Annotated in this window: 21 protein-coding genes and 1 pseudogene; 12 read left to right on the top strand and 10 right to left on the bottom strand. The window is 64.3% G+C overall.

What is annotated here, in order from left to right:
* Window positions 1–43: 43 nt before the first annotated feature.
* A complete protein-coding gene (locus AR323_RS01430) occupies window positions 44–511 on the bottom strand; it encodes a bactofilin family protein (protein WP_083495185.1) in 468 nt (155 codons plus the stop codon).
* Window positions 459–1,610, bottom strand: a complete 1,152-nt coding sequence (locus tag AR323_RS01425; RefSeq protein WP_057882154.1) for a M23 family metallopeptidase — start codon at window positions 1,608–1,610, stop codon at window positions 459–461. The genes AR323_RS01430 and AR323_RS01425 overlap by 53 nt, the downstream gene beginning before the upstream one ends.
* Before the next feature lie 235 nt (window positions 1,611–1,845).
* Between AR323_RS01425 and AR323_RS01420 the strand changes: the two genes are divergently transcribed.
* The 3 genes from AR323_RS01420 (at window position 1,846) to AR323_RS01410 (ending at window position 5,078) form a co-directional block, all read left to right on the top strand.
* The gene (locus AR323_RS01420; RefSeq protein WP_057882153.1) at window positions 1,846–3,117 is read left to right on the top strand and encodes a glutamate-5-semialdehyde dehydrogenase; all 1,272 of its coding nucleotides are present in this window, start codon (window positions 1,846–1,848) and stop codon (window positions 3,115–3,117) included.
* Window positions 3,118–3,389: 272 nt separating this feature from the next.
* On the top strand, window positions 3,390–4,445 hold the full coding sequence (locus tag AR323_RS01415; RefSeq protein ID WP_057882152.1) for an aldo/keto reductase: 1,056 nt from the start codon (window positions 3,390–3,392) through the stop codon (window positions 4,443–4,445).
* Between the two features lie 3 nt (window positions 4,446–4,448).
* On the top strand, window positions 4,449–5,078 hold the full coding sequence (locus AR323_RS01410) for a nicotinate-nucleotide adenylyltransferase (RefSeq protein WP_057882151.1): 630 nt from the start codon (window positions 4,449–4,451) through the stop codon (window positions 5,076–5,078).
* Here the strand turns inward: AR323_RS01410 and rfbB are convergent.
* The 3 genes from rfbB to rfbA are packed head-to-tail and all read right to left on the bottom strand — an operon-like array spanning window position 5,068 to window position 7,591.
* Window positions 5,068–6,123 carry a dTDP-glucose 4,6-dehydratase gene (gene rfbB / locus AR323_RS01405; protein WP_057882150.1) on the bottom strand — a complete coding sequence of 352 codons (1,056 nt, stop codon included), beginning with the start codon at window positions 6,121–6,123 and terminating at the stop codon, window positions 5,068–5,070. The two genes, AR323_RS01410 and rfbB, sit on opposite strands and share 11 nt — an antisense overlap.
* Before the next feature lie 11 nt (window positions 6,124–6,134).
* On the bottom strand, window positions 6,135–6,689 hold the full coding sequence (rfbC, locus tag AR323_RS01400; RefSeq protein WP_057882149.1) for a dTDP-4-dehydrorhamnose 3,5-epimerase: 555 nt from the start codon (window positions 6,687–6,689) through the stop codon (window positions 6,135–6,137).
* On the bottom strand, window positions 6,680–7,591 hold the full coding sequence (gene rfbA / locus AR323_RS01395) for a glucose-1-phosphate thymidylyltransferase RfbA (RefSeq protein WP_235510413.1): 912 nt from the start codon (window positions 7,589–7,591) through the stop codon (window positions 6,680–6,682). Before rfbA ends, rfbC begins: the two co-directional genes overlap by 10 nt.
* Window positions 7,592–7,983: 392 nt before the next feature.
* Here rfbA and rsfS point away from each other — a divergent pair, with 392 nt between their 5' ends.
* The 8 genes and pseudogenes from rsfS to wecB all read left to right on the top strand — a co-directional run bounded on the left by rsfS (window position 7,984) and on the right by wecB (window position 14,387).
* Complete coding sequence (gene rsfS / locus AR323_RS01390) at window positions 7,984–8,412, top strand: ribosome silencing factor (RefSeq protein WP_057882148.1); 429 nt, start codon at window positions 7,984–7,986, stop codon at window positions 8,410–8,412.
* A gap of 40 nt (window positions 8,413–8,452) precedes the next feature.
* A complete protein-coding gene (locus AR323_RS01385) occupies window positions 8,453–8,875 on the top strand; it encodes a 23S rRNA (pseudouridine(1915)-N(3))-methyltransferase RlmH (RefSeq protein ID WP_057882147.1) in 423 nt (140 codons plus the stop codon).
* Window positions 8,876–8,894: 19 nt separating this feature from the next.
* A complete protein-coding gene (locus AR323_RS01380; protein WP_083495184.1) occupies window positions 8,895–10,103 on the top strand; it encodes a murein hydrolase activator EnvC family protein in 1,209 nt (402 codons plus the stop codon).
* Window positions 10,104–10,210: 107 nt separating this feature from the next.
* Window positions 10,211–11,548, top strand: coding sequence for a S41 family peptidase (locus AR323_RS01375; RefSeq protein ID WP_057882145.1), 1,338 nt, complete (start codon window positions 10,211–10,213; stop codon window positions 11,546–11,548).
* 20 nt (window positions 11,549–11,568) lie between these two features.
* Window positions 11,569–12,021, top strand: coding sequence for a disulfide bond formation protein B (locus AR323_RS01370; RefSeq protein WP_057882567.1), 453 nt, complete (start codon window positions 11,569–11,571; stop codon window positions 12,019–12,021).
* A gap of 10 nt (window positions 12,022–12,031) precedes the next feature.
* Window positions 12,032–12,529: a demethoxyubiquinone hydroxylase family protein gene (locus AR323_RS01365; protein ID WP_057882144.1), complete on the top strand. Its 498-nt coding sequence runs from the start codon at window positions 12,032–12,034 to the stop codon at window positions 12,527–12,529.
* Window positions 12,530–12,629: 100 nt separating this feature from the next.
* Window positions 12,630–13,211, top strand: coding sequence for a hypothetical protein (locus AR323_RS01360; RefSeq protein WP_057882143.1), 582 nt, complete (start codon window positions 12,630–12,632; stop codon window positions 13,209–13,211).
* Window positions 13,212–13,268: 57 nt separating this feature from the next.
* A pseudogene (gene wecB, locus AR323_RS01355) lies at window positions 13,269–14,387 on the top strand (non-hydrolyzing UDP-N-acetylglucosamine 2-epimerase).
* Window positions 14,388–14,404: 17 nt separating this feature from the next.
* Here wecB and AR323_RS01350 read toward each other — a convergent pair.
* Both AR323_RS01350 and AR323_RS01345 read right to left on the bottom strand, forming a co-directional pair.
* Window positions 14,405–15,418 (bottom strand): NAD-dependent epimerase/dehydratase family protein, encoded by a 1,014-nt coding sequence (locus AR323_RS01350; RefSeq protein WP_057882142.1) that lies wholly within the window; start codon window positions 15,416–15,418, stop codon window positions 14,405–14,407.
* A gap of 16 nt (window positions 15,419–15,434) precedes the next feature.
* Window positions 15,435–17,291 carry a polysaccharide biosynthesis protein gene (locus AR323_RS01345; RefSeq protein WP_161808701.1) on the bottom strand — a complete coding sequence of 619 codons (1,857 nt, stop codon included), beginning with the start codon at window positions 17,289–17,291 and terminating at the stop codon, window positions 15,435–15,437.
* Between the two features lie 203 nt (window positions 17,292–17,494).
* Here AR323_RS01345 and AR323_RS14285 point away from each other — a divergent pair, with 203 nt between their 5' ends.
* The gene (locus AR323_RS14285; protein ID WP_123321870.1) at window positions 17,495–18,736 is read left to right on the top strand and encodes a hybrid nucleoside-diphosphate sugar epimerase/sugar transferase; all 1,242 of its coding nucleotides are present in this window, start codon (window positions 17,495–17,497) and stop codon (window positions 18,734–18,736) included.
* On the opposite strand, the gene AR323_RS01335 is transcribed toward AR323_RS14285, so the two are convergent.
* From AR323_RS01335 to AR323_RS01325, 3 genes are all read right to left on the bottom strand, one after another.
* Entirely contained in the window at window positions 18,665–19,906 is a 1,242-nt protein-coding gene (locus tag AR323_RS01335; protein ID WP_057882140.1) for a glycosyltransferase family 4 protein, read from the bottom strand. The genes AR323_RS14285 and AR323_RS01335 overlap by 72 nt on opposite strands.
* Entirely contained in the window at window positions 19,903–21,171 is a 1,269-nt protein-coding gene (locus tag AR323_RS01330; RefSeq protein WP_407701061.1) for a heparinase II/III family protein, read from the bottom strand. The genes AR323_RS01335 and AR323_RS01330 overlap by 4 nt, the downstream gene beginning before the upstream one ends.
* A gap of 378 nt (window positions 21,172–21,549) precedes the next feature.
* Window positions 21,550–23,667 carry a bi-domain-containing oxidoreductase gene (locus tag AR323_RS01325; RefSeq protein WP_057882138.1) on the bottom strand — a complete coding sequence of 706 codons (2,118 nt, stop codon included), beginning with the start codon at window positions 23,665–23,667 and terminating at the stop codon, window positions 21,550–21,552.
* Window positions 23,668–23,673: the final 6 nt, after the last annotated feature.

Raw genomic sequence — 23,673 nt, 5'->3', positions numbered from 1 at the left:
AGCCACTGGCAACGTTCAGCTGGCTCTGCTCAGCCTACTCCGCTCAGCTCGCCAAGGTGAGCTTGGGTTCGCCGTCGTCGAGCGAGGCAGTTGCCGGCTTTGCCGCGCCTGGCGCGGTGGCGGCGGTCCGGCCCGGAACGCGGTGCGCGAAGCGGCCTTCGACCTCGGCGCCCTGCTCGATAGTCAGCGCGTCGTAGTGCACGTCGCCGTTGATCCGCGCGGTGCGCAGCACGACGAGCTCGCGCGCGGTGATCGATCCGCTGACGCTGCCTGCCAGGCGGGCGGTCTCGGCGACGATAGCGCCTTCGACATGGCTGCCTTCGCCCTGCACCAGGCTGGCGCACTTGATGTCGCCCTCGATCCGTCCGTCCACGTGGAGGTCGACCGTCGCTTCGATGTCGCCCCGAATGACGACATCGCTGCCGATGACCGAAAAGGTGGATCCGCCGGCCGAAGGTCTAGCCACGGGGGGGCTGCTCTGGCTGTACTCGTCGGGCTTCTTTGAGAACATGGGGGGCTGCCTCCAGGAATGGGCGCGGGTTCACCGCGCGGTCGTTGATTCGCACCTCGAAGTGAAGGTGCGGACCGGTCGAGCGGCCGGTCGATCCGATCGCGCCGATCACGTCGCCGGCGGCGACTTCCTGTCCCACGCGCGAGGCGAACTTCGACATGTGGGCATAGCGGGTGACCATTCCGTTGCCGTGGGCGATCTCGACCACGTTACCATAGCCGGACTTTTGCCCGACGAAACTGATCCGGCCCTTTGCGGCGGCATAGATCGGCGCCCCGGTGGGACCGCTGAAATCGATCCCGGCGTGCATCGCAGTGGCGCCGGTGAACGGATCGCGACGGGCGCCGAAGCTGCTGGTCATCGAATTGCGGGCGGGACGATACTGCGGGATGCCCTGCAGGCTGCGATCGAGCGCTTCCATCCGCGCCAGGCTGAGGCCAAGGCGCTCGAACCTGGGATCGAGCGACCCGTCGCTGTCCGAAGCGAGCCGTTCCAGCGGACCACCCATCGCACCCCGGCTGGCCGCCCGCATCATGGCGTTGGGATCGAGCCCAAACTGGCGGATCGCCCGTGCGCTGCGATCGGCGCGCAGATCGGCATAGCGGGTCAGCTTCTCGACGTAGGCAAGCTGGCGCGCTTCGATCGCGGCAAGGGCCGCGGCCTCCGGGATCAGCGCCGAAATCTTGGAAACGGTCTTGGCCGCTTCGCCGGTGGAATCGGTCACCGTGTCGCTGACTTTCACGTCATCGGGCAGCGCCTCGGTCATTTCCTCGAGGAAATCCTGGCGGGCGGCCAGATCGTCGGCCACGGCCTCGATATTCGCGCGATAGGCGCCGACGCGCTCTTCGGACTTGGCGACGGTCGCCTCGCGCTCGAGCAGCGACAGGCGATCGGATGCGGCGCGGTATTGCAGCCAGCCCATGACCGCCAGCGATAGACCCCAGGCGACGAGAGCCGTCACGACGGCGCCCGCGACGAGCATCTGAACCCTGCCTGTGATCTTGATGAAGCGAACCTGTCCCTGCGACCGCATGATCAACTCGCGGTCGGGAAACCAGGTGCGCAGGCGATTCAACCAATCGCCGGCGACTGTGTTCATGTGAGGTCTGACCCCTATGTCCCGTTCTTATCCCGGCAAGGCGGCTACATGCGGGTTTTCCCGGAGTCGAATCGAGTACGCCCGACTCGGGGCGAATCGAGTGAGTCCCGGGACGAAACGTTCACTTTTGCGAAATTTTCGAATCAATTCGGGAACCAGATCGGTGCAAGGGGGTTTGCACCGTCCCTAGTTTTAGTCGCTGGCCGCGGGGCGCGCGGGTGCTAGAGATTGCCGCATGGCAGAAGGTGATACGGCATCGTACGCAACCACGCTGGTGCAGCGGCTCGCCATCGACGGCCGTTCCGCGCAAGGGTCGCTTGCACGGATGGCGTCGTCGGACCGCGCGGGGGCGCTTCTGGCCGCAGCCGATGCCCTGCGCCGCGACGAAAGCGCGATCCTGTCCGCGAACGCCGCGGATGTCGCCGCGGGAGAAGCAGCAGGTCTGAGCGCCGCGATGGTCGACCGGCTGCGGCTCGATCCCGATCGCCTTGCGGGAATCGCCGATGCGGTTGGAGCCGTCGCCAGGCTCGCCGATCCGGCGGGAGAAGTGATTTCGCGCGACGAGCGGCCCAACGGCCTCGTGATGGAACGGGTGCGCATTCCCATAGGCCTCATCGGGATCATCTACGAAAGTCGGCCCAACGTGACGGCGGATGCCGCAGCGCTGTGCGTGCGCGCCGGCAACGCGGTGATCCTGCGCGGCGGCAGCGAAGCGGTCCGTTCGAATGCTGCGATCCACGCGGCGATGGTGCGCGGACTCGAAAGCGCCGGGGTTCCCGCAGCGGCGGTCCAGCTCGTGCCCACGCAAGACCGCGCGGCGGTTGGCGCGATGCTTACGGCCGCGGGCCTGATCGACATGATCGTGCCGCGCGGGGGCAAGAACCTTGTCGCGCGGGTCCAGGCCGATGCGCGGGTGCCGGTGCTCGCGCACCTCGACGGCAACAACCACACCTACGTCCACGCAGCCGCCGATCCGGAAATGGCGTGCCGTATCGCGCTCGACGCGAAGCTGCGCCGCACGGGCATCTGCGGTTCGATGGAGACGTTGCTGCTGGACGCCGCGTTCCCGGATGCGCCAGCCTTGCTCGCAGCCCTGCTCGATGCCGGATGCGAGCTGCGCGGTGATGCGCGCGCGCAGGCGATCGACCCGCGAATCGTGCCTGCCACCAGCGAAGACTGGGATACCGAATACCTCGACGCGATCCTGTCGGTCGCGGTGGTCGATGGGCCGGACGACGCGCTGGCGCACATTGCCGCGCACGGATCACACCACACCGATGCGATCGTGACCTCCGACGCGGGCGTTGCCGAACGATTCCTGCACGAGGTCGATTCGGCGATCGTGATGCACAATGCCTCGTCGCAATTCGCCGACGGTGGTGAGTTCGGGCTGGGGGCGGAGATCGGCATAGCCACCGGACGGCTCCATGCGCGCGGGCCCGTCGCGCTCGAGGGGCTGACGACCTACAAGTGGCTCGTGCACGGAGCAGGGCAAGTCCGCGGTTGATCGGATGGGGATGGATTCGATTTCCTACGCCGGAAAATTGCGGCAAGGTCGTATCGATGGCCAATTGCCTACCGCACTCCCGTTTCGATCCTGGTCACGCCGAGGCGGCGGCTAAGGTGACAACCGATACACGTGCGAAACGCAAACCGCCACGTTTTAGAGTTGTTAAACAATGGCTTGTCGAACACGGGCTCGCCTGGTGCGTTTTCGAAAAGCACCCCCGTTCATTGTGACACACTCCATCCGCAGTCCCCTGTCCTGAGGAATTCTCCATGCGCTACAATCGTCTCGGCTCGACCGGCCTGATCGTCTCGGAATTGTGCCTCGGCGCGATGACCTTCGGAACCGATCCGGGGCGTTTCGCGGAGATCGCGGGGATGGACCAGGACGCGTCGACCGCGATGGTCAAGCAGGCACTCGATGCCGGGATCAACTTCATCGACACGGCCAACGTCTATACCCGCGGCCAGTCCGAACGGTTCGTCGGCCAGGCGCTGAAGGACCTCGGCGTGCCGCGGTCGGACGTCGTGATCGCGACCAAGGCGATGGGCGCGATGGGCGAAGGACCCAACGATGCGGGCGTCAGCCGCTATCACCTGATGCACCAGATCGATGCCAGCCTCGACCGGCTGGGCCTCGATCACGTCGATCTCTACCAAATCCACGGCTGGGATTCGCAGACCCCGATGGACGAGGCCTTGCGCGCGCTCGACGATATCGTCCGCTCGGGCCGCGCGCGCTACATCGGCGTGTCGAACTGGGCCGCCTGGCAAATCATGAAGGCGCTGGGCACCAGCGAGCGGCTGGGGCTGGAAAAGTTCGCCTCGCTGCAGGCTTACTACACCATCGCCGGGCGCGATCTCGAGCGCGAGGTCGTGCCGATGCTGCTGAGCGAAGGGGTCGGCCTGATGGTCTGGTCGCCGCTCGCCGGCGGGCTCCTGTCAGGTAAGTACACCCGCGGCGACGACGGCCGCAGCGCGGGCGAAGGGCGGCGCGCCGCTTTCGATTTCCCGCCGGTCGAGATGGACCGCGCCTACTCGCTTGTCGACGCGATGAAGGCGATGGCCGACGCCAAGGGCGCAAGCGTCGCGCAGATCGCGCTCGCGTGGCTGTTGTACCAGCCCGCGGTATCGACGGTGATCGTCGGCGCGAAGCGGGCCGATCAACTGACCGACAACATCGGCGCCTGCGAGGTCGAGTTCACCCAGGGCGAGTGGGACGAGCTTGACAAGCTCAGCCGCTTGCCGCGCGAGTACCCCGGCTGGATGCTGGGCTTTCAGGGCGGATACCGGGGCGAGAAGGTGTCTCCCCGGCGCAATCCGAAATAGCGGATGCTGGCCACCGGCCTCCTGGGGGGCAGTTTCAACCCGGCGCACCGCGGCCACCGACAGATCAGCCTCGCCGCGATCGACCGGCTGGGACTGGGCGAAGTGTGGTGGCTGGTATCGCCGGGCAACCCGCTCAAGCCTGCCGAAGGCATGGCGTCGCTCTCCGCACGCGTTTCTTCGGCGCGTGAGGCTGCACGGCGCAGTCCGATTCGCGTCACCGCGATCGAGCGCCAGCTGGGCACCCGGTTCACGGTCGATACCCTGCGCGCCCTCGTTCGGCGCTACCCGCGGCGGCGCTTCGTGTGGATCATGGGCGCGGACAACCTGGCGCAGTTCCATCTCTGGAAGGACTGGCGGGCGATCGCACGCACTGTGCCGATCGCGGTGTTTGCGCGGCCCGGTTACGAGGCGAAGGCGATGGCGAGTCCGGCGATGGCCTGGCTCCGCCGCTACCGCGCCGCACCCTCGGCGCTCTCGGAGAGGCGCGCGCAGTCGCTGCCGCTCATCGTCTGGCTGCGCTTCGATCCCGACCCGATCTCAGCCACCGCGCTGCGCCGTGAAGACCCCCGCTGGGCCGACCGCTACGCCTCGCTAGCTGTGCGCGACGGGGTGACGGGCAAGGCTATCGGGTAAGCAGCGGGCGCCACCAGTCTTCATTGGCGAGGTACCACGCCAGGGTCTGCGCAAGGCCTTCCTCGAACGACAACCGTGGCACATAGTCAAGTTCGCTGCGCGCCTTGGTCTCGTCGATCGCATAGCGTCGATCGTGTCCCGCGCGGTCGGTGACGAATGTCTTCAGCGTTTCGGTCGGCACGCCCCGCGCCGCGGGTGCATCGGGGAACCGGCCTGCGAGGGAGGGGTCGGCGGCAAATGCAACGTCGACGGCCGCACAGATGCGATCGATCACGGCAAGATTGGGCAGTTCTTCGCCGCCGCCGATATTGTAGGCTTCGCCGACCCGTCCCCGCTCGATGACAAGCTCGATCCCCCGGCAATGATCGGACACGTGGAGCCAGTCTCGAACGTTCATGCCGTCGCCATAGATCGGCAACTGCCGGCCGTGCAGACAGTTGATCAGGAACAGCGGGATCAGCTTTTCGGGAAACTGGTAAGGGCCGTAATTGTTCGAGCAATTGCTCGTGGTCACCTGCAGCCCATAGGTGTGATGGTAGGCCCGGACGAGGTGATCTGACGCCGCCTTGGAAGCCGAATAGGGCGAGTTGGGGGCATAGGGCGTGGTCTCGCTGAACGCGGGATCGTTCGGCCCGAGCGAGCCGAAAACCTCGTCGGTGGAAACATGATGGAACCGGTGCGGCTGGCCGCTTCCGCTGTCGAGCCACGCCTTGCGCGCCGCTTTCAGCAAGCTGTGAGTGCCGACGATGTTGGTGTCGATGAAAGCGTCGGGCCCGATGATCGACCGATCGACATGGCTTTCGGCCGCGAAGTGCACGATCGTGTCGATGCGCCGCTCGATCAGCAATTGTTCGACCAAGGCCGTGTCGCCGATGTCGCCGACCACGAGATCGACGCCTGCAACGTGATCGATGCTGGCCCGATTGCCGGCGTAGGTCAGCAGATCGAGAACGACGACTTCATCAGCGGGATGCGCGGTTCGCCAGTGATGAACGAAATTCGCACCGATGAATCCAGCTCCGCCGGTGATGAGGAGATTCGTCAATGGTGGTTCCTTCAATCGAACAGAGGCAAGGCTTGCAGCGACAGTCCGGCGCTATCCTTTGCGGAAAGCACGGGGGCAGCGGAGCCAAGGCGATCGAGCGGCCACTCGATCCCGACCGCGAAATCGTTCCACGCCAGGGTGTGCTCAAGCAAGGGAGCATAGGGTGCGGTGCATTTGTAGAGGAAGTCGGTGCCATCCTCGAGAGTGAGAAAGCCATGAGCGAACCCTTCGGGCACCCACAGCATCAGCTTGTTAGCAGCCGACAATTCGACACCATACCATTGCCCGAATGTGCCGGACGAGCGTCGGAGATCGACGATCACGTCCCACACCGCCCCGATGACGACCCGCACGAGCTTTCCTTGCGATCCTGGATTCTGGAAATGTAGGCCGCGCAGAATGCCCTTGCCTGATCGGGAATGATTGTCCTGCACGAACTGGGTGGGCAGCCCGGCTTCTTTGAATTCCCTCTCGTTGAAGCTTTCTAGAAAGAAGCCGCGGTCGTCACCGAATACTTGCGGTTGAATCAGGACGGCGCCGCCGAGCGGGGTAGGGGTCACTTCCACCGGTCGCCTCGCTCCAGCAGACGCAACAGATATTCGCCGTATCCCGACTTGCGTAGCGGACCCGCGATGCGCTCGAGCTGCGCGTCATCGATGAACCCTTGCCGCCAGGCGAGCTCTTCGGGGCAGCAAATCTTCAAACCCTGCCGCTCCTCGGTAATGCGCACGTAGTTCGCGGCATCGATCAGGGCGCTATGCGTGCCGGTGTCGAGCCAGGCGAAACCCCGCCCCATCAGTTCGACATTGAGCGTTCCCTCCTCGAGATAGCGGCGATTGAGGTCGGTGATCTCGAACTCGCCACGCGCAGACGGTGTGAGGGTCGAGGCGAATTCGGCGGCCTTCCCGTCATAGAAGTAAAGACCGGTGACGGCGTAGTTCGATTTCGGTCTTTCCGGTTTCTCCTCGATGGTCTCTGCGCGCCCCACCGAGTCGAAGGACACCACGCCATAGGCGCGCGCATCGTCCACGTGGTACCCGAAGACCGTCGCCCCTTCTGCTCTCGCCGATGCGGTTTCGAGAAGGTCGGTCAGACCGTGTCCGTAAAAAATGTTGTCGCCCAGCACGAGGGTCGAGGGATCGGATCCAACGAAGCTCGCGCCGATGTGGTAAGCCTGGGCCAGCCCGCCGGGCTCAGATTGTACGGCATAGGAAATCCGCATACCAAGGTCGCTGCCATCTCCGAGCAGAACTTCGAACGCGGCCTGGTCGCTGGGCGTGGTAATGATCAGGACCTCGCGGATCCAGCTCATGATCAGGACCGACAGCGGGTAGTGAATCATCGGCTTGTCGTAGACCGGCATCAGTTGCTTCGAGACAGCCTTGGTCAACGGATAAAGGCGGGTTCCCGACCCCCCTGCCAGAATGATGCCCTTGCGTGCGAAGATGATGCCTGCCCCTTCGGCCAACAGGTTGCTTTGACAGGCGCGCTATTGCAGCGGGAAGTTGATCCGGCAACCGAGTCTGTCGGTTGTCGGTCGAAACCGTTGCGATAGGGGTCAGCGCAGGCTATCATGCGCTATCGGCCCGATTTCTCGTGCCGGTCCGTCCGCGGGAAGCCCGCTTGCGCTGGACGGTCTTGAAACCGAGCGGGTTGACGGAGTGCTTCGGCCCCTCGTGCTGACGCGGACCGATTGTCGATCGTTGCCGGCTCCGTGCCGGACCGCCCGCCCGACGGCTGCAACACTCCTTGACGCATCCACGCAACCGTTTGCCTCCGCGCAGGAAACTTCGCGGCCATGACCGGCGTTGATGCAATCGTGCCGCTCGCATTACCCATACAGGAGCTTGACCCCCGCCTATGCATCAGGCGCAATCCATGCCGGCAACCGCTGGCGCTACCGGAGCCGCGGTGACGCCCTCCGAACCCCAAGCGGAACGCCAGGGCGACCTGCTGCACGCGCTCGTCATGGCACAGCTCGACGACGATCAGGCGCAGGAAGTCGTCTCTATCCCCCTCGCGGGCAAGAGCTCGGTCGCCGACTACATGGTCGTCGCCTCGGGTCGGTCGACCCGCCAGGTGGCCTCGATGGCGCAGAAACTGGCCGAAAAGGTCAAGGCTGCCGGATTCGGCTCGGCCCGCATCGAGGGCCTGCCTGCCGCAGACTGGGTGCTGATCGACGCCGGGGACGTGGTCATCCATCTGTTCCGGCCCGAAGTCCGCACCTTCTACAACCTGGAACGGATGTGGGGCTTCGGCGACGACAAGGTCGCCGGCGGGAGTGCCTGACCGCTTCTTCGCGCCGACGTCACTCCGTTTGCGCTAGGCGATGCTGCTCCATGTCATAGCGCGCGGCAAGATCGCCCGTTCGCCTGAGGCCGACCTCGTCGCCCGCTACGAAAAGCGGCTGACCTGGCCGATCAGGCTGACCGAACTTCCCGAGACCGGGGGCCGCGTGCCCGATGCGCCCGCCCAGTCGCGCACCGTGCTGCTGGACGAGCGGGGCAAAACGCTGTCGTCCGAGGAATTCGCGGCGATCCTTGGGCGGTGGCGCGACGACGGCGTGCGCGAGGCCCGGTTCGTGCTGGGCGCCGCCGACGGGCATTCGGAAGCCGAGCGGTCGGCGGCGGACCTTCTCCTCGCCATGGGAGCGATGACCTGGCCGCACCTGCTCGCGCGGGCTATGCTAATGGAGCAGCTCTACCGGGCTACGACGATCGTAGCAGGCCACCCCTATCATCGCAGCGGTTGATCGGGTTAAACGGACCCCCGTGAATGCCAAACCTCTACTGATCGCTGCGTTCGGCCTCTTCGCTGCCACCGGTGCGGTGGCGCAGCTTGGTGGCGGCTATGCGAGTCCCGCGGAAACCCGCGCCGCGCTCGCGGAAGCGCGTGCCCAGGCCCGTGCGGCGGGCCTGCGAGCCAATCGGCTGGAGGTCGAGGCTCGATCTGCACAGGCGGCGGCCGACAAGACTGCGCGCGAAGCCGCCGCGCTCGCTGCACGCATCCAACAGTCCGAAGCGGGGATTGCCGAGGCGCGCGCGCGGATGGGGATTGCGCAGACCGAACTGGCCACGCTCGAACGGCGACTTGCTGAGCGACGCGTCCCGCTGGTGCGCTTGACCGCCGGCCTGCAGAAGCTCGCCCGTCGTCCGCTCGCCCTGGGAATACTTCGCCCCGGTTCCTTGCGCGAGACGGTGTACCTGCGCGCCCTGCTGGAGACGACATTGCCAGAAGTGCGTCGGCGCACTGCTGCGCTGCGCAGCGAGATGGACCGAGCGCAGTCGGTCGAGGTCGAAGCGCGCTCGGCGTTTGCCGCACTCAGGGAGGGAGAGCGGGAGCTCGCCGAACGGAGAAGCCGGCTCGCCGCGGTCGAGACGCGCCAGCGCCTTGCGCTGCGCGAAGCGGGCGGGGCAGCGGCGCGCGAGGCGGAGCGTGCTCTTGCGATGGCGGAGGAGGCACGCGACCTCGACGGTTTGGTCGCCAGTCTGGACGCGGCAGGCGTCTTGCGGGCCGAGTTGGCAGCACTCCCGGGTCCGTTGCTGCGACCGCAAACGCCCGGCGCGAGCGAAGTCGCCGAATCGGGCCTGCCGCGGCTCGCGAGTGCCGCTCCGCAGGCGCCCCGTTTTCAGTTGCCCGTTGCCGGACGCGTCGTCCGAGGTTTCGGACAGGTGGCGGAAGGCGGCACACGCTCGAAAGGTATTGCGCTCGCGCCGGCTGCGGGAGCGCAGGTCGTCGCTCCGGCGGCAGGGCGGGTTGCCTTCGCCGGGCCGTTTCGCGGGTTCAACCGGATCGTCATCGTCGAACATGCGGGTGGCTTCACCAGCCTAGTGACCGGCCTTGCGCGGGTGGACGTCGATGTCGGGTCCCAGATCGTGAGCGGCGCGCCGCTGGGGGTCGCCGGTGTCGGGCGCCCGAGCGTCGGGTTGGAACTGCGCATTAACGGAGAGCCGGTGAACCCGGTAGACCACTTGCGCTAACGGGTGGGCCGCATCACATCCCGTTAAGGGACCGGCGACGACGCCTCATCTGGCGTTAACGCCCCACGCGCGATACAACTGGCGCAAACGCTATTCGAGGACACGCCATGAAGCTTGCCGCCCTCCTCCGCACCGCCGCGCTCGTCAGCGCAGTGGCGCTCGTGCCCGCGACTACCGCGGGTCTTGCCCAGGTCGACAGCCGCGCAGGGCCGGAGTTCGCCAAGCTGTTCGCGGTCTACCAGCGGATCAAGGCCAGCTATGTCGAGCCGGTTGACGACGACAAGCTGATCAGGGGCGCGATCGACGGGATGCTCGCCAGCCTGGACCCGCATTCTGCCTACCTAGACGGCGGCGATCTGCAGCGGCTCGAAACGATGATCGACGGCAACTACTCCGGTCTCGGCCTGTCGGTCGTGATGGAGGATGGCGCGGTCAAGGTGGTCAGCCCGTTCAAGGGCAGTCCCGCCGACAAGATGGGCATCAAGGCCGGCGACTATATTACGCACCTCGATGGCCAGCTCATTTATGGCGGCGACCTCGACGATGCGGTCGCCAAGATGCGCGGCCCGGCGGGTTCGAGCATCCGCCTGACTATCTTCCGCACGGGCCGCGAGGAACCGTTCGACCTGACCGTCAGCCGCGGCGTGATCGAGTTGGAACCCGTTACGCACGAACTGAAGCCGGGCAACATCGGCTACATTTCGGTCAACGAGTTCAGCCGCGACGTCGGATCGGACGTCTTTTCGGCGTGGCAGGCGATCAAGAAAGAGGCATCCGGGCGGGTGAACGGCTTGGTGCTCGACATGCGGCAGAATCCCGGCGGCTCGCTCGACGAAGCCGTCGCGCTGTCCGACCTGTTCCTCGACAAGGGACAGATCGTGTCGCAGCGCGGCCGCGCACGCGGCGAAACGCTGAGCTACGAGGCCGAGACCGTGTACAAGGGCGACATGGCCAAGGGTGTGCCGATTATTGTGCTGATCGACGCCGGTTCGGCATCCGCGAGCGAGATCGTCGCAGGCGCGCTTCAGGACCAGCGCCGCGCCGTCGTCATGGGCGATCGCAGCTTTGGCAAGGGCAGCGTGCAGACCCTGCTGCCGCTCGGTCGGGAGGCCGCGCTCAAGCTGACCACCGCGCGCTATTTCACGCCCCGCGGACACTCGGTTCAGGAAGGCGGGATCGAACCGGACATCATCGTCCCGCAGTTGAGCGACCCCGATCTCGCCAAACGCGAGAAGTTTCGCCTGCGCGAATCGGACCTGCGCGGGCATCTGGTGAACGAGGCGGCACTCAAGGACGAGGAGCTGACGAAAGACCGCAAGGACGACCCACGCTTCCAGCTGACCGCCGAACAGCTCAAGGCCAAGGGCATCGAGGACTTCCAGCTGACCTACGCGCTCGACACCTTGCGGCGGACCTCGCCGAATGCGATCGCGCGCCGCGACTGATCGTGTCCGGGCCCCGCGAAATGCTTGCCCGGCGGCTCGCGCTCGGGGTGCCAGCACTGCTGCTCGGCGGCGCCTATGTCGGCGAGTACGTTTTCGGACTTTTCCCGTGCGAAATGTGCTGGTGGCAGCGCTATCCGCATTTCGCGGCCGTTGGCCTCGTGCTCCTGTCGACCGTTCTGTCTCCATCGCGCGCCTGGATCGCGCTGGCGGCGCTGGCCATCGTGGTTTCCGGCCTCATCGGCGGTTTTCACGCGGGCGTGGAATACGGCTGGTGGGAAGGTGTGACGGCCTGCAGCACGGTCCAGTTCGAGGGCGGCAACGCGCTCGACGCGATCATGAACGCGCCGCTGATACGGTGCGACCGCGCTCCCTGGACGCTTGCCGGCATCTCGCTCGCGGGGTTTAATTTCCTGCTTTCTACCGCGGCCGGTGTCGCGATCCTCTTGCTGCTGAGACGCGGCCGTGAAGCCTGACACAGCGCGCATGATCCGTGTCGACCAGGCGGGTGAGTATGGCGCGCAGCGAATATATGCAGGCCAGCTGGCCGTGATGGGCGACCGCGCCCCGCATTCGGGCGAGATTGCCGCGATGGCCGAGCAAGAGCGCCGCCACCGCGAGGCGTTCGACGCACTGATGGCTGCGCGCGGCGTACGCCCGACTGCGCTGCAGCCGTTCTGGCACGTGGCGGGCTATGCGCTCGGGGCAGCGACCGCCTTGATGGGACCCCAAGCGGCGATGGCTTGCACAGCGGCGGTCGAGGAAGAGATCGATCGGCACTATTCGGATCAACTCGATGCGCTCGAGGCGGACGGCAGCGATCCCGAACTCGCCGCGATGATCGCCGACTTCCGTGAAGACGAGCGCGAGCACCGCGACGCAGCCCTAGCCGCCGGCGCGGAACGGGCCGTCGCCTATCCGCTACTCGCCGGCGCGATCAGGCTGGGCTGCCGCGTTGCCATCCGGCTGGCGGAGCGGATTTGAGGAACCCTGCCGCAGATCAATGCGCTATGGTCGTGCACTTCATAGGCAGTTCAGCGCCGTTGTGGCCAATTCCATGCCAGTTTTCACGAGGACGAACCCGATGATCCGCCAGATTGTTTTTCCGCTTCTTGCTGCCGCTGCCGTGCTGGCGACCCCCGCTGCGGCCCAGGACCAAGGCGGTGACAAGGTGCGCATGATCATCGTCTATGGCGACGATCCCGCCCCGCAGGCCGAAGGCGACGAAATCCTCGTCGTGGCGCGCATGCCCGAGAACGACCGTTATCGCATTCCTGAGGCGCTGCGGTTCAGCGACGACCCCGAGAACATGGCCTGGGCGCGTCGGGTCGAGAAGCTCGACCTGGTCGGCAGATTCGGCACGATGTCGTGCTCCACCGCCGGTGCGGGCGGGTTCACCGGGTGCACTCAGCAACTAATCGACGCCTTCTACGCCGACCGACGCGAAGGTGCCGACGTGCGCTTTTCCGAGCTGATCGCGGCCGCGCGCGCAGAGCGCCTGTCGACGATCGACGCGGTTTCGGCTGAAGAGCAGGCGCGGGTAGAGGAACTCGAACGTCAATACATGGAGCGGCTCGAGCGTGAGCGCGCCGGTAGGCTTCCCGGCGAAGCCGGTCGAACCACGCCGGGCGATGCTGAGCCGATCATGGTTCCTCCGCAAGGGTGATTTTTCGCGAGGGATAGGCGCGCCTTAACGATTCTTGGTTAATGCGCAGCGCATGACATCCGCGCGCAAGGGCCTCACGTTTTCGGAACGCATCCCGAGGCAAACAAGCTCTTCCCGCTGGTTCACGCGCTCGACGTCGATGCTCGCTTTCGCCAGCCGCGTGTGCATCTCGCGTCAGCGCCGCGGCACGCACGACCAGGTGCTTGCGATCGCGGGTGCCAGGCCGCATCACGATCTCGATCGGATGCAGCCCGACCAGACCTAGACAGGCTGACCGCGAACCTGCTGACCGGCATCGGCCGCGTGCTCGACGAAGAGAAGCCCGGTTGGATGGTCGTCCAGGGTGACACGGCAACCGCGATTGCCGGGGCGCTGGCCGCCCACTATGGCAAGAAACGGGTAGCCCACGTCGAAACGGGTCTCGGGAGCGGGGACATCCATCATCCTTGGCCCGAAGAGGTGAGTCGCAAGATCGTCTGCAGCTTTGTCCGCTCTGCACCTCGCAACGACCGAAATGGCAGTCGCTGCGTTGCGGCGCGAAAACGTCCATCTCGCGACGATCCATGTCACCTGCAAAACCGGTATGGTCGCGTGTACTGGGTGATCGCGCGGATCGAGCGCGAGCCTGCGCTCCCGTCAGGGCTCACCGGGCTCGAAGCACGGTTCGCAGGCAAGCGGATCAACGGCATGACCACCCATCGGCGCGAGAACTTCGGCGAACAGATCGAGGCGATTGCGTCCGCCGTCCGCCGCCTTGCCGCGCTCGACCACGTCGCGGTGATCTTTTCGGTCCACCTCAGCCCGAATGTCCGCGCGGTGATGAACGACCAGCTCGCGGGTCAGGAGAATGTCGCGCTCATCGAGCCACTGGATTACCCGCACTTCGTGCGCCTGCTCCACATCTGCACCCCGATGCTAAGGGACAGCGGCGAGGTGCAGGAAGAGACGCCCGCGCTCGGAAAGCCGGTGTTGGTCATGCGCTAGACCACCGAACGGCCCCAGGGGGTCGAGGCGGGCACCACGAAACTGGTCGGCACTGAAGCCGACCTCATTGTCGCCGAGGGGGAGCAACTTCTCGATGACGCCAAGGCCTACGAAGAGATGGCCCGCGCGCACAACCCGTTCGGCAACGGCAGGGCTAGCGAGCGCATGGTAGCGCTTCATGCGGGATTGTGAGGCTCCAAGCGGCGCAGTCACACGCCGTAATAATCCCTATACCACCCGACGAACCGTTTCACGCCTTCGCGGTAGTCGGTCTTTGGAGCGTATCCGGTCAAGCGCTTAAGCAGGTCGGCGTTTGCCCAGGTGGCGGGCACGTCGCCCTTTTGCATGTCCATGCAGTTGCGGTTTGCGGACATCCCGCATTCCTCCTCGATCGCCTCGACGAAATCGAGCAGGCGGACCTTGTCGCCATTGCCGATGTTGACCACGCGAAACGGGGCCACCGGGCTCAGGCTGTCGCCCGGCTCTATGTCCTCGCGGCTTTCGGGGCGCACCGGCGGCACGTCGATCAGCAGGCGGATGCCTCGAACGAGGTCCGTGACGTAGGTGAAGTCGCGGTACATCTCGCCGTGGTTATAGATGTCAATCGGATCTCCGCTGAGAATACCCTTGGTGAACTTGAACAGCGCCATGTCGGGCCGGCCCCACGGGCCGTAGACCGTGAAGAAGCGGAACATCGTGGTCGGCAGGTTCCACAAATGGGCATAGCTGTGGGCCATCGATTCGTTGGCCTTCTTGGTCGCCGCGTAGAAAGTCATCTGCGTCTCGACCCGTTCGAGTTCATCGAACGGCATGTCCTCGTTGGCGCCGTAGACGCTGCTGGTGCTTGCCATCAGAAGGTGGTCGACAGCCAGCTCGCGTGCGCATTCCATCACGTTGAACGTGCCGACGATGTTCGCGTCGAGATAGGCGCGCGGGTTCTCTAGGCTGTAGCGGACCCCCGCCTGCGCCGCCAGATGGACGATCACGTCGGGCTTCTCGACCAACATCAGCGCGTGGAGGGTGTCGAAGTCCTCCAGCCTGCCGACGTGGCACGAAAACCGCTCGTTCTGCAGCAGCATCTGGTGACGCCGCTCCTTGATCCGGACATCGTAGTAGTCGGTCATCGCATCGTAGCCGACGACCGCGAAGCCCTCGTCGAGCAACAGCTGGGACAAGTGATAGCCGATAAACCCGGCGCTGCCGGTGACGAAAACTTTGGCCATGCGGCCCCCTGTCTTGTTAACCCGGCGCTCGCAAGCGTTTGCGTGTTTCGTCGTGCGCAAAACCGGGCACGAGACAATGAAGGATCGCGATAAGGCGCCCCTCATCACGTGTCTTTGCCAACTCGTCCAGGATCGGCCTGAGCTCGTCCCAGGGAAGCGAGGCTTCGGTCGCCTTGAGAATACGCTGGTGAGCCGTGGCTTCGGGGTTGTCTCCGATCAGCAGCTCCTCGTACATTTTCTCGCCTGGGCGAAGGCCGACCTCGACGATTTCGATATCGCCAGTAGGATTGTTCTCGTCACGGATCGAAAGCCCGGACAGATTGACCATCGATCTCGCGAGGTCACCGATCTTCACCGATTCCCCCATGTCGAGGACGAAGACCTCTCCCCCCCGGGCCAAGCCGGCTGCCTGCAACACCAGCTGAGCCGCTTCCGGGATTGTCATGAAGTATCGCATCACTTCGCGGTGGGTCAGCGTAATCGGACCGCCGGCGACTATCTGCGCGCGAAATAGCGGAACCACCGAGCCACTTGACCCAAGCACGTTCCCGAAACGAACCATCGAAAATATCGTATCGGTATCGGTTGCGGCGAGCGCCTGGATGATCAGCTCCGACGCTCGCTTGCTTGCACCCATGACGTTTGTCGGGCGAACCGCCTTGTCGGTACTGATGAGAATGAAATTCCGGGCTCCGTGGCGACCAGCGCACTCGGCTGCGACCCGCGTACCGATGACGTTGTTGTGGACGCCCTCCACGGGATTGGCCTCCACGAGCGGGACATGCTTGTACGCTGCGGCGTGAAACACAGTTTCGGGAAGATGGCGGGCAAAAATTTCGTCCATCGAAACCGCGTCGGTCACAGAGGCCAGGATAGGAACGATAACGATGCCTTCGTTTCCGCTTTCCTTCGCGTTCGCTCGCAATTCGTTGTCGATCGCATACAGCGCGTACTCCGATCTTTCGACCAGGATCAGCGTGCATGGCCTAGCAGCGAGAATTTGCCGACAGAGGTCGCTGCCGATCGATCCGCCGGCTCCTGTCACCAGCACGCGCTTGTCCGCCAATGTATCCGCGATCAAATCCTCCATGGGCGGCACCGGCTCGCGACCGAGAAGGTCGTCGATGTCGAGCTCGCGCATGTCGCTGATCGAAACCTGGCCGGAAACCAAATCCACGAACGGAGGAAGGACTTGGACGTGCACTTGCAATCGCGACAGGCGGTCGACAATCGTCCGGCGTTCGGCGCGCGAAAGCTCGGGAAGCGACAGGAGGATGTCGGATACGCCGTAGCGCTTAAGCGCGTCTTCCAGCTTCGATGAATGTACCACCGGTACGCCGTCCAAGCGCTGTCCGTCCATCAGTGGGTCGTCGTCCACGTATGCCGCAAGTCGGTAATTGGGTTCGGTATCGAACGAAGACGCCAGACGTTGTCCCGCAGAGCCTGCGCCATAGATCAGCACCGATCGCGGCTCGCCGTCGCTGTGCTTTCGGTTGAGCATGTCGACGAGGAGATAGCGCGCGAGAAGGCGCGAGTTGGTCAAAAGGCCAAAAAAGATGATCGGCTGGATGAAACCGGTCGTTCGCGGAACGTAGTCCAGACCAATCAGGCCGATTATGCATGCGAAGACGACGCTGTAAGCCGCGCTCGCGTGGAGAAGCGTCCGGAACGCCCCGCGACCGGCGTATCGGAAGATTGCCGAATAGACTTTGCTGACGATCATCACCGGCAGCATTACGACGAGGCTGACGATGACGAGTTTCGCTACACCCGTGTTCCAGATCGCCCATGCGCCGACGCGTAAGCCATATGCGAGGACCGACGCGATCGCGCATAGCGTCGCGTCCGAAGCCAAGACGAATGCACGTTTCATCGGCCTCGGCATGGCCGCAATCCGTCCCAGAAACGTGATAAATTTCAGCATCATCTATTGGGGAAGCAGTTCTTTTGCTCGCGCGGCTTTAGGCGGTAGAGTACACGAGAACAAGGGCTTCGTCGGGGCGATCGCCCCGGGATTGAACGCGCTGCCCGGCGACAGTATGGCGCCCCCGCCCCTGCATAAGATCGAACAGCCGTATGTCCGCGTCCCCACCGTCAATCCATGCGCTTAACGTCAGTGAGGACGATCGGAAGGGGCTTTCCGGATGCAGAGTTCTGGTAACCGGGGCAAGCGGATCGCTCGGTCGCCGTCTGGTTCCCTGGTTGGCAGAGCGTAATGCCTACGTGATCGCGACCGCTCGCGATCGGGCGGCGATCGTCGATATGGCGGGCGCGCAAGAAATCTGTGCCGATCGCGAAATCTCCGATCGGCTCGGGCGCAGAGATATCGACGCCGTGGTCGACCTGATCGTGATGAACAGCAACGCTACCGCGCTTTTCGACGAATTCCACGCCGTGAACGTCGAACGCGTGCAAGCGTTGGTCGGGCAAGCCGAGAGTGCAGCGGTCGGTCGGGTCGTCCTCATCACGTCATTCCATTCCGCCGATCCGGATAACGACACCGGGTATGCGGCCAGCAAGCGTGCGCTGGAGAAGTGGGTGGCTGAAACCGCGCCGCAGCCAGTCCGCTTGGTCGTGCTTCCCAAGATCGCGCCTGACGCAAACGGTGCAAGACGCCGAATCTGGCAGTGCCTGGCCGCAGTGAAACCAGCCGCTTTCTTCGAAGCCGCCGCCGCAGCGATCGAGCGAGCCATCCTCTCTGCTGCAACACCCGATGAACCGATTTGGGTCTCCAGCATCGGCCACGACCGGGCCTATCGCCTGGTCTCGAGAGCGATCGACATCGGATTCGCCATCGCCATCTTCGTCGGGCTCGGCTGGGCGATGATACTGCTGGCAGTGGCCATTCGGCTGGAAGGCACAGGCCCAGCGCTGTTTCGCCAACGTCGTGTCGGGCGTCACGAGCGGCCTTTCACGCTTTACAAATTCCGGACGATGGCGGTGGGTACCAACGAGGGGGCAACCCACGAGATCGGCGCCGCCGCGGTGTCCCGCGTGGGGCATTTTCTCCGCCGCACGAAACTCGACGAATTGCCGCAAGCGTGGAACATCCTGCGGGGCGATCTTGCACTGGTGGGACCGCGCCCGTGCCTCTTCGTGCAGGACGAGTTGATCGCACGACGGCGAGCGGCGGGTATCTTTTCACTCACGCCGGGGCTGACCGGGCTAGCTCAGGTCAACGGTATCGACATGAGCGACCCCGCCGAACTGGTGCGGTGGGAAGTGCTCTATTGCCGTATTCGTGGCTTACTGCTGGACGTGCGGATCGTTCTGCAAACCTTCTTGGGTCGCGGCGGCGGAGACCGCGTCGCCACCTGAAGCGGTGGCGATGATCTCTTCGGCCATCGCCGCCATGATTTTTCGCCTGTCGAACTGAGCGACGAATTCGTCCCGGTCGTGCTGGCGCGGCCCGTCCAGCAAACGCGACAGGGCGGACGCCGCGGCTGCGACGTCGCACGGCGGAAATCGCTCAACGCCGGCTACCTGGGAGAGCATCGCGTCCGATCGACCTCGCACTCCCGCCAGAATCGGTCGCCCGGTCGCGGCATATTCGAACATCTTGGAAGGCACCACGCGATCGAAAGCCGGAAGGTCGTTCAGGTGCATGAACAGCACACTGGCGTTCGCATACTCCTCCGTGAGCCGGTCGCGCGACACCGGATTGATAATCGTGACATTGTCGTTTCTGGCTGCAAGCACGGCGCTTTCGAGCTCGGCCCGTCGACCACCGCCACCGATGATCCTGAAATCGACATCTGGGTGGGCCGCTGCCAGGCCGGGGACGATATGGTGGAGCCCCTGTCCTTCGCCGATATTGCCTGCTGCGACCACGACGGGACGGCCGGGTCGCTGCAGCGGCACCGGGTGTTGCCGCCTGAAGTCGAGAAACTGCTGGTCGACGCCGTTGGTATACACGCTCGTGGGCGTGTTGACCGCGATCGGCTCGAAATGTTCGAGGAAAGCGGGCGACACGACATTTATCCGGCTCGCACTGCGGACGGTCCAACGTTCCAGTGCGTTGACGAACGGAACCGCAAACCTGATGGGATGCGCGGCGAATACGTTCTCGATCGTTTCGGAAAAGATGTCGCGGATGTCGAGGTAGAGGGGCACCCTCCAGCGACGTGCGGCGAATGCGCCCAGCGTAGCGGTCAACAGGCGCGACGAAGTGGCGAGGACCAGATCCGGAGTTGAATTTGCGCTCGCGGCGAGTGCTCCACGCGCGAACGATCGGAAACCGTTCGCTTGGTCCACCACGCCGCTTTCATGTTGCGGGATGTGGACGCGTTTCACGTTCAACCGCGGGTCTGCAAAGGACTGCGATTCGGTGATCTCCATACGCGCGTACCGGTTCGGGCTGGTCGTCACGACTTTGATCGAATCGTCTTCTCCCATCCTGTCGAGAAGCGCCTCGACAAGGGCGGATGCGCGAAACGAGCCCGCGCTGAGATCGGGAGGAAAATAATACGTGAAGAAAACAATCTTCATCCGTCGGGATTCCATTTGAATGTCGTTTCGCATCGCGGGTCGCTTCCATCGGCGCGCCAGGCGATCTCGATACGGAGATTGGCAATGCTGCTGCCGAAACGGGGGTGCCACGTGCCGGGAGTGATGGCCATCGGGTGATTGGAATGGCCGATTATCGATGAACCGCAAGGCAAGGCGATCCGAATGGTGCAATCATCGATCCGTTCTGACGAACAATCGGGATGAAGGTGAAAACGCACGATCGCATCCCAGGCACACCCGTGATCACCGCGCACCGTGTCGGTGACGACGAGTTCATTTGCCCCGAGCGCCCAACTTCTTTCGTGCCTCGGACGGCCCTTCAAAAACCGGTAACCGTCGTGACTGCCGACCGCACCGCCAGCGAAAAGGCTATGAAGAGTCGCGCGGGCGCGCCGGCCGACCCTGAAGCCTGACCAGACGTCCGAGCTGTTCTTGCCATCGAGTTCGAGTGTTGAATGCGCGGCCGTCGACCGCTGGCGATGTCGCTCCTGGCAAGTCCCGTAAACCGAGGTGCCTGAGTTGACGATCACGCGCTGCTTACCAACGGACAATTCGAAACTCAGGGTATCGGCATGGGCGTGCCCGGGTTGGTAATCCGGCCCGACGGCCGCGATGTCAGCGATCACCACCGCAGGACCACGCGTGAGCCGGAAATAGCCGCTCGACGATGACCCATCGTACACGCGTGGCCCCGACGGCCGAATACCCACACGCCGCGCGTATTCCTTCAGCGAAGCGAAATCGGCAGCTATTCCAATGGCGCTGTCATTGAAGAAGGCAATCTGCCCATCGGGATGCGTCATCGTAGCCATCCAGCCGAGCATGCGCTCTGCGGCGTCGATGATCATCTCCCCGGCCGATCTCGGGATGCGCCCAGGAAATACGCGGTCGAGCGCGAGGATATCGAGCAGATCGGCAAGGAAGATCGCGTGATACATCGGACTGAGTTCGAAGTTCGCCCCGTCGTCCAGAACTTGCTCGCCCAACTCCCGTTCGAAGATGGCCAGCGCGTTTCCTAACCAACGGTCGGCGGTTGGTCCTGCAAAATAGCAACCGGCAAAAATCTGGGCCTTCAGATTTGCAAACAGATGGTTGCCTAGAATGTGTGTCTCGAGATTGCGGGCAAGCCACTCCGCCTGATCCGCGAGGCTGCGGCGCGCTTCGATATCGAGGTGGCCCGTTGCGAGGTCCCACGTGACCCAGTTCACGATCCGCAGCGATGTCGGGTAGGGGGACCAGCCCACGCCCATGGCAGGCGGATTTTCCGCGATCCACCGGGCAATCAGCGCGCGGTGCCAATCGGTCCTATCGGCGGCCCCCGCCTTGCGTAGATCATCGAAATAATGAAGGTTATACGTCCACAGTGCGCTCTTGCCGAGATCGTTCCATCCGTGCTCGAGCGATCCCTCTTCGCCCAGGAACTCGAAGCGATCTGCGCCGGTCATGAGGGCCGGTAGGGCCGGGCCGGGGATCAGCGGGCCTGCGGCCTCTCTCTGCGCGAGTTGACCGACGGACACGTAACGTGGCTTCATCAACCGGCGCTGGACCTGACGAGCGATCTGCCCGAACCTGAGGTGTCGGATCGTTTGGAAATATCGCGCCGGAGAATGCACGCGGTGACCCTACCGCAACTGGGCGGCTAGATCGATGGTCGTGCGGGAAACTTCGATGAGTTCGTCGAGAGGGATGGGCCAGCCGGCTTCGCCGCGGACCGCCGCCACGAAGCGCGCGGCGCAGGCGGCCTGCCCTTTGTCTTGGCGCAAGGAGGATTTGCTGGCCGACTTTGGCATTCCGAAGCCCTTGAGCTTGCGGAAGTTGTCGAGCTGGAGAACCCCTCCGCCGACGAATACTTCGAGCCGCTCCTTCGGCAAGCCCTTGTTGCCGTTCGCAAAATAATGGACCGTTCCGATCGACCCGTCGGCGAACCTGACCGAAAGCGTGGCTGTATCAGCCACTGCGCCTGCCATTCCCGTGGCCTTCGCTTCCACGATCGGCGCCCCGGCGAGGCATCGCAATAGATCCACGAAGTGGCACGCCTCGCCGATGATGCGGCCTCCGCCGACCTCGGCATCCTGGGTCCAGTGGTCGGGCGGTATCGCGCCAGCGTTGACGGTCATCGTCATTGCCTTGGGCTGGGGAAAACGGGCCAGAATCCCGCGCATCGTCTGCACCAGTGGGGCAAACCGACGATTGAAACCGACCGTCAACAGCGGGGCATCGGGTCGCCCGGCGAAGAACGCCTCGATCGCGTCGAGTTCGTCATAGGTCATCGCCAACGGCTTCTCGACGAAAACGTTCTTCCCGGCCTCCAGCGCCTGCAGGGTCAGGCGGGCGTGGCTGTCGTGACGCGTCGCGATCACCACGCTGTCCGCGGCGCCGTCAGCGATCAACGCATCCGTGTCGCTGCCCGCCTTCGCGAAACCGTGTTTCTCGGCCAGCTGCCGTGCGGACAAACCGCCGCTAGACCCGATCGCATTGAGATTTGCCCCGGCCCGGGCAAACGCCGGTACGAGAACCGCGCTCGCGTAACTTCCGGCGCCGATGACGTTGATGACCCCCGCTCCGACACGATCGATCGAAGGCACAGGCGAACTGGCGACAACCGTTTCGGTCGCCAGCCGGTGTTCGGCCGGGCGGGGATAGGACAGGACGACGCCCAGCGACGGCTCGGCACCGCCGACGATCTCGTAGGCTTCGGCTGCCTGATCAAGATCGAACCCATGGGTCCGCAGCGGTGCGCAATCGATCTTCCCGGCCGCCATCATGTCGAGCACCGCCGCGAAATTGCGCTGTTCGGTCCAACGCACGTAACCAAGCGGATAATCGCGACCTTTGTCCTCGTACTCCGGATCGTAACGCCCCGGACCGTAGGAGCAGGACACCTGGAAGCTGAGTTCCTTTTCAAAGAAGTCGGCTCGCGACAGGTTTAGTCCAGCCACTCCGACCAGGACGATCCGGCCACGCTTGCGGCTCATCCTGGCCGCGTCGGTCATCGGTCCATCGCTCTGCGTGGCGGCAGTAATGAGCACCGCGTCGACGCCATTGCCGCGGCTGAAGGACAGCGCCGCCGACACCGAATCGCTCCCTTCTCCTACCTGCACCGCGTCGGCACCGAAGCTCCGTGCAAGGGCCACCCGCTCCGGATCGAAGTCGAAACCGATAACGCGGCACCCATTGGCGATGAGGAGCTGCACGGCAAGTTGCCCGATCAGCCCCAGACCGATCACGGCCACGCTTTCTCCCAGCGTCGGTGCGGCCAAGCGGATTCCTTGAAGGGCAATCGCTCCCACGACAGTGAAAACCGCGTCCTCGTCGCTAACCGCGTCGGGGATTTTGGCGCATAGATTGACCGGGACCGCTACCAGTTCGGCGTGTTTTCCGTTGCTCGCCACGCGGTCGCCGATGGTGAAACCGGCGACATCCGCGCCCACAGTATCCACGATACCGACGTTGCAATACCCAGGCGCAAGCGGCTGATCCAGCTTGTTGCGAACGGTCTCTATCGTCGCTGCGATGCCGTCTGTCTTGGCCTTCTCGAGCACCATCCGCACCTTGTCGGGCTGTTGCCGAGCCTTCTGCACGAGGTTGCCGCGCCCGAAGTCCAGCATCATCCGCTCGGTCCCGGCGGATATCAGCGACCGGCTGGTGACGATGCGCAGCTGCCCCCTGCCGCACATCGGCGCCGGCACATCGACGACGTCGATCTTACCGGTCTTGAGGCTTTGGATGACTTGCTTCATGAAAAT

The organism is Tsuneonella troitsensis (assembly GCF_001441535.1).
GTDB lineage: Bacteria > Pseudomonadota > Alphaproteobacteria > Sphingomonadales > Sphingomonadaceae > Tsuneonella > Tsuneonella troitsensis.
The sequence above is the reverse complement of the archived record's forward strand: the minus strand, read 5'-3'. Positions and strand labels throughout refer to the sequence as shown.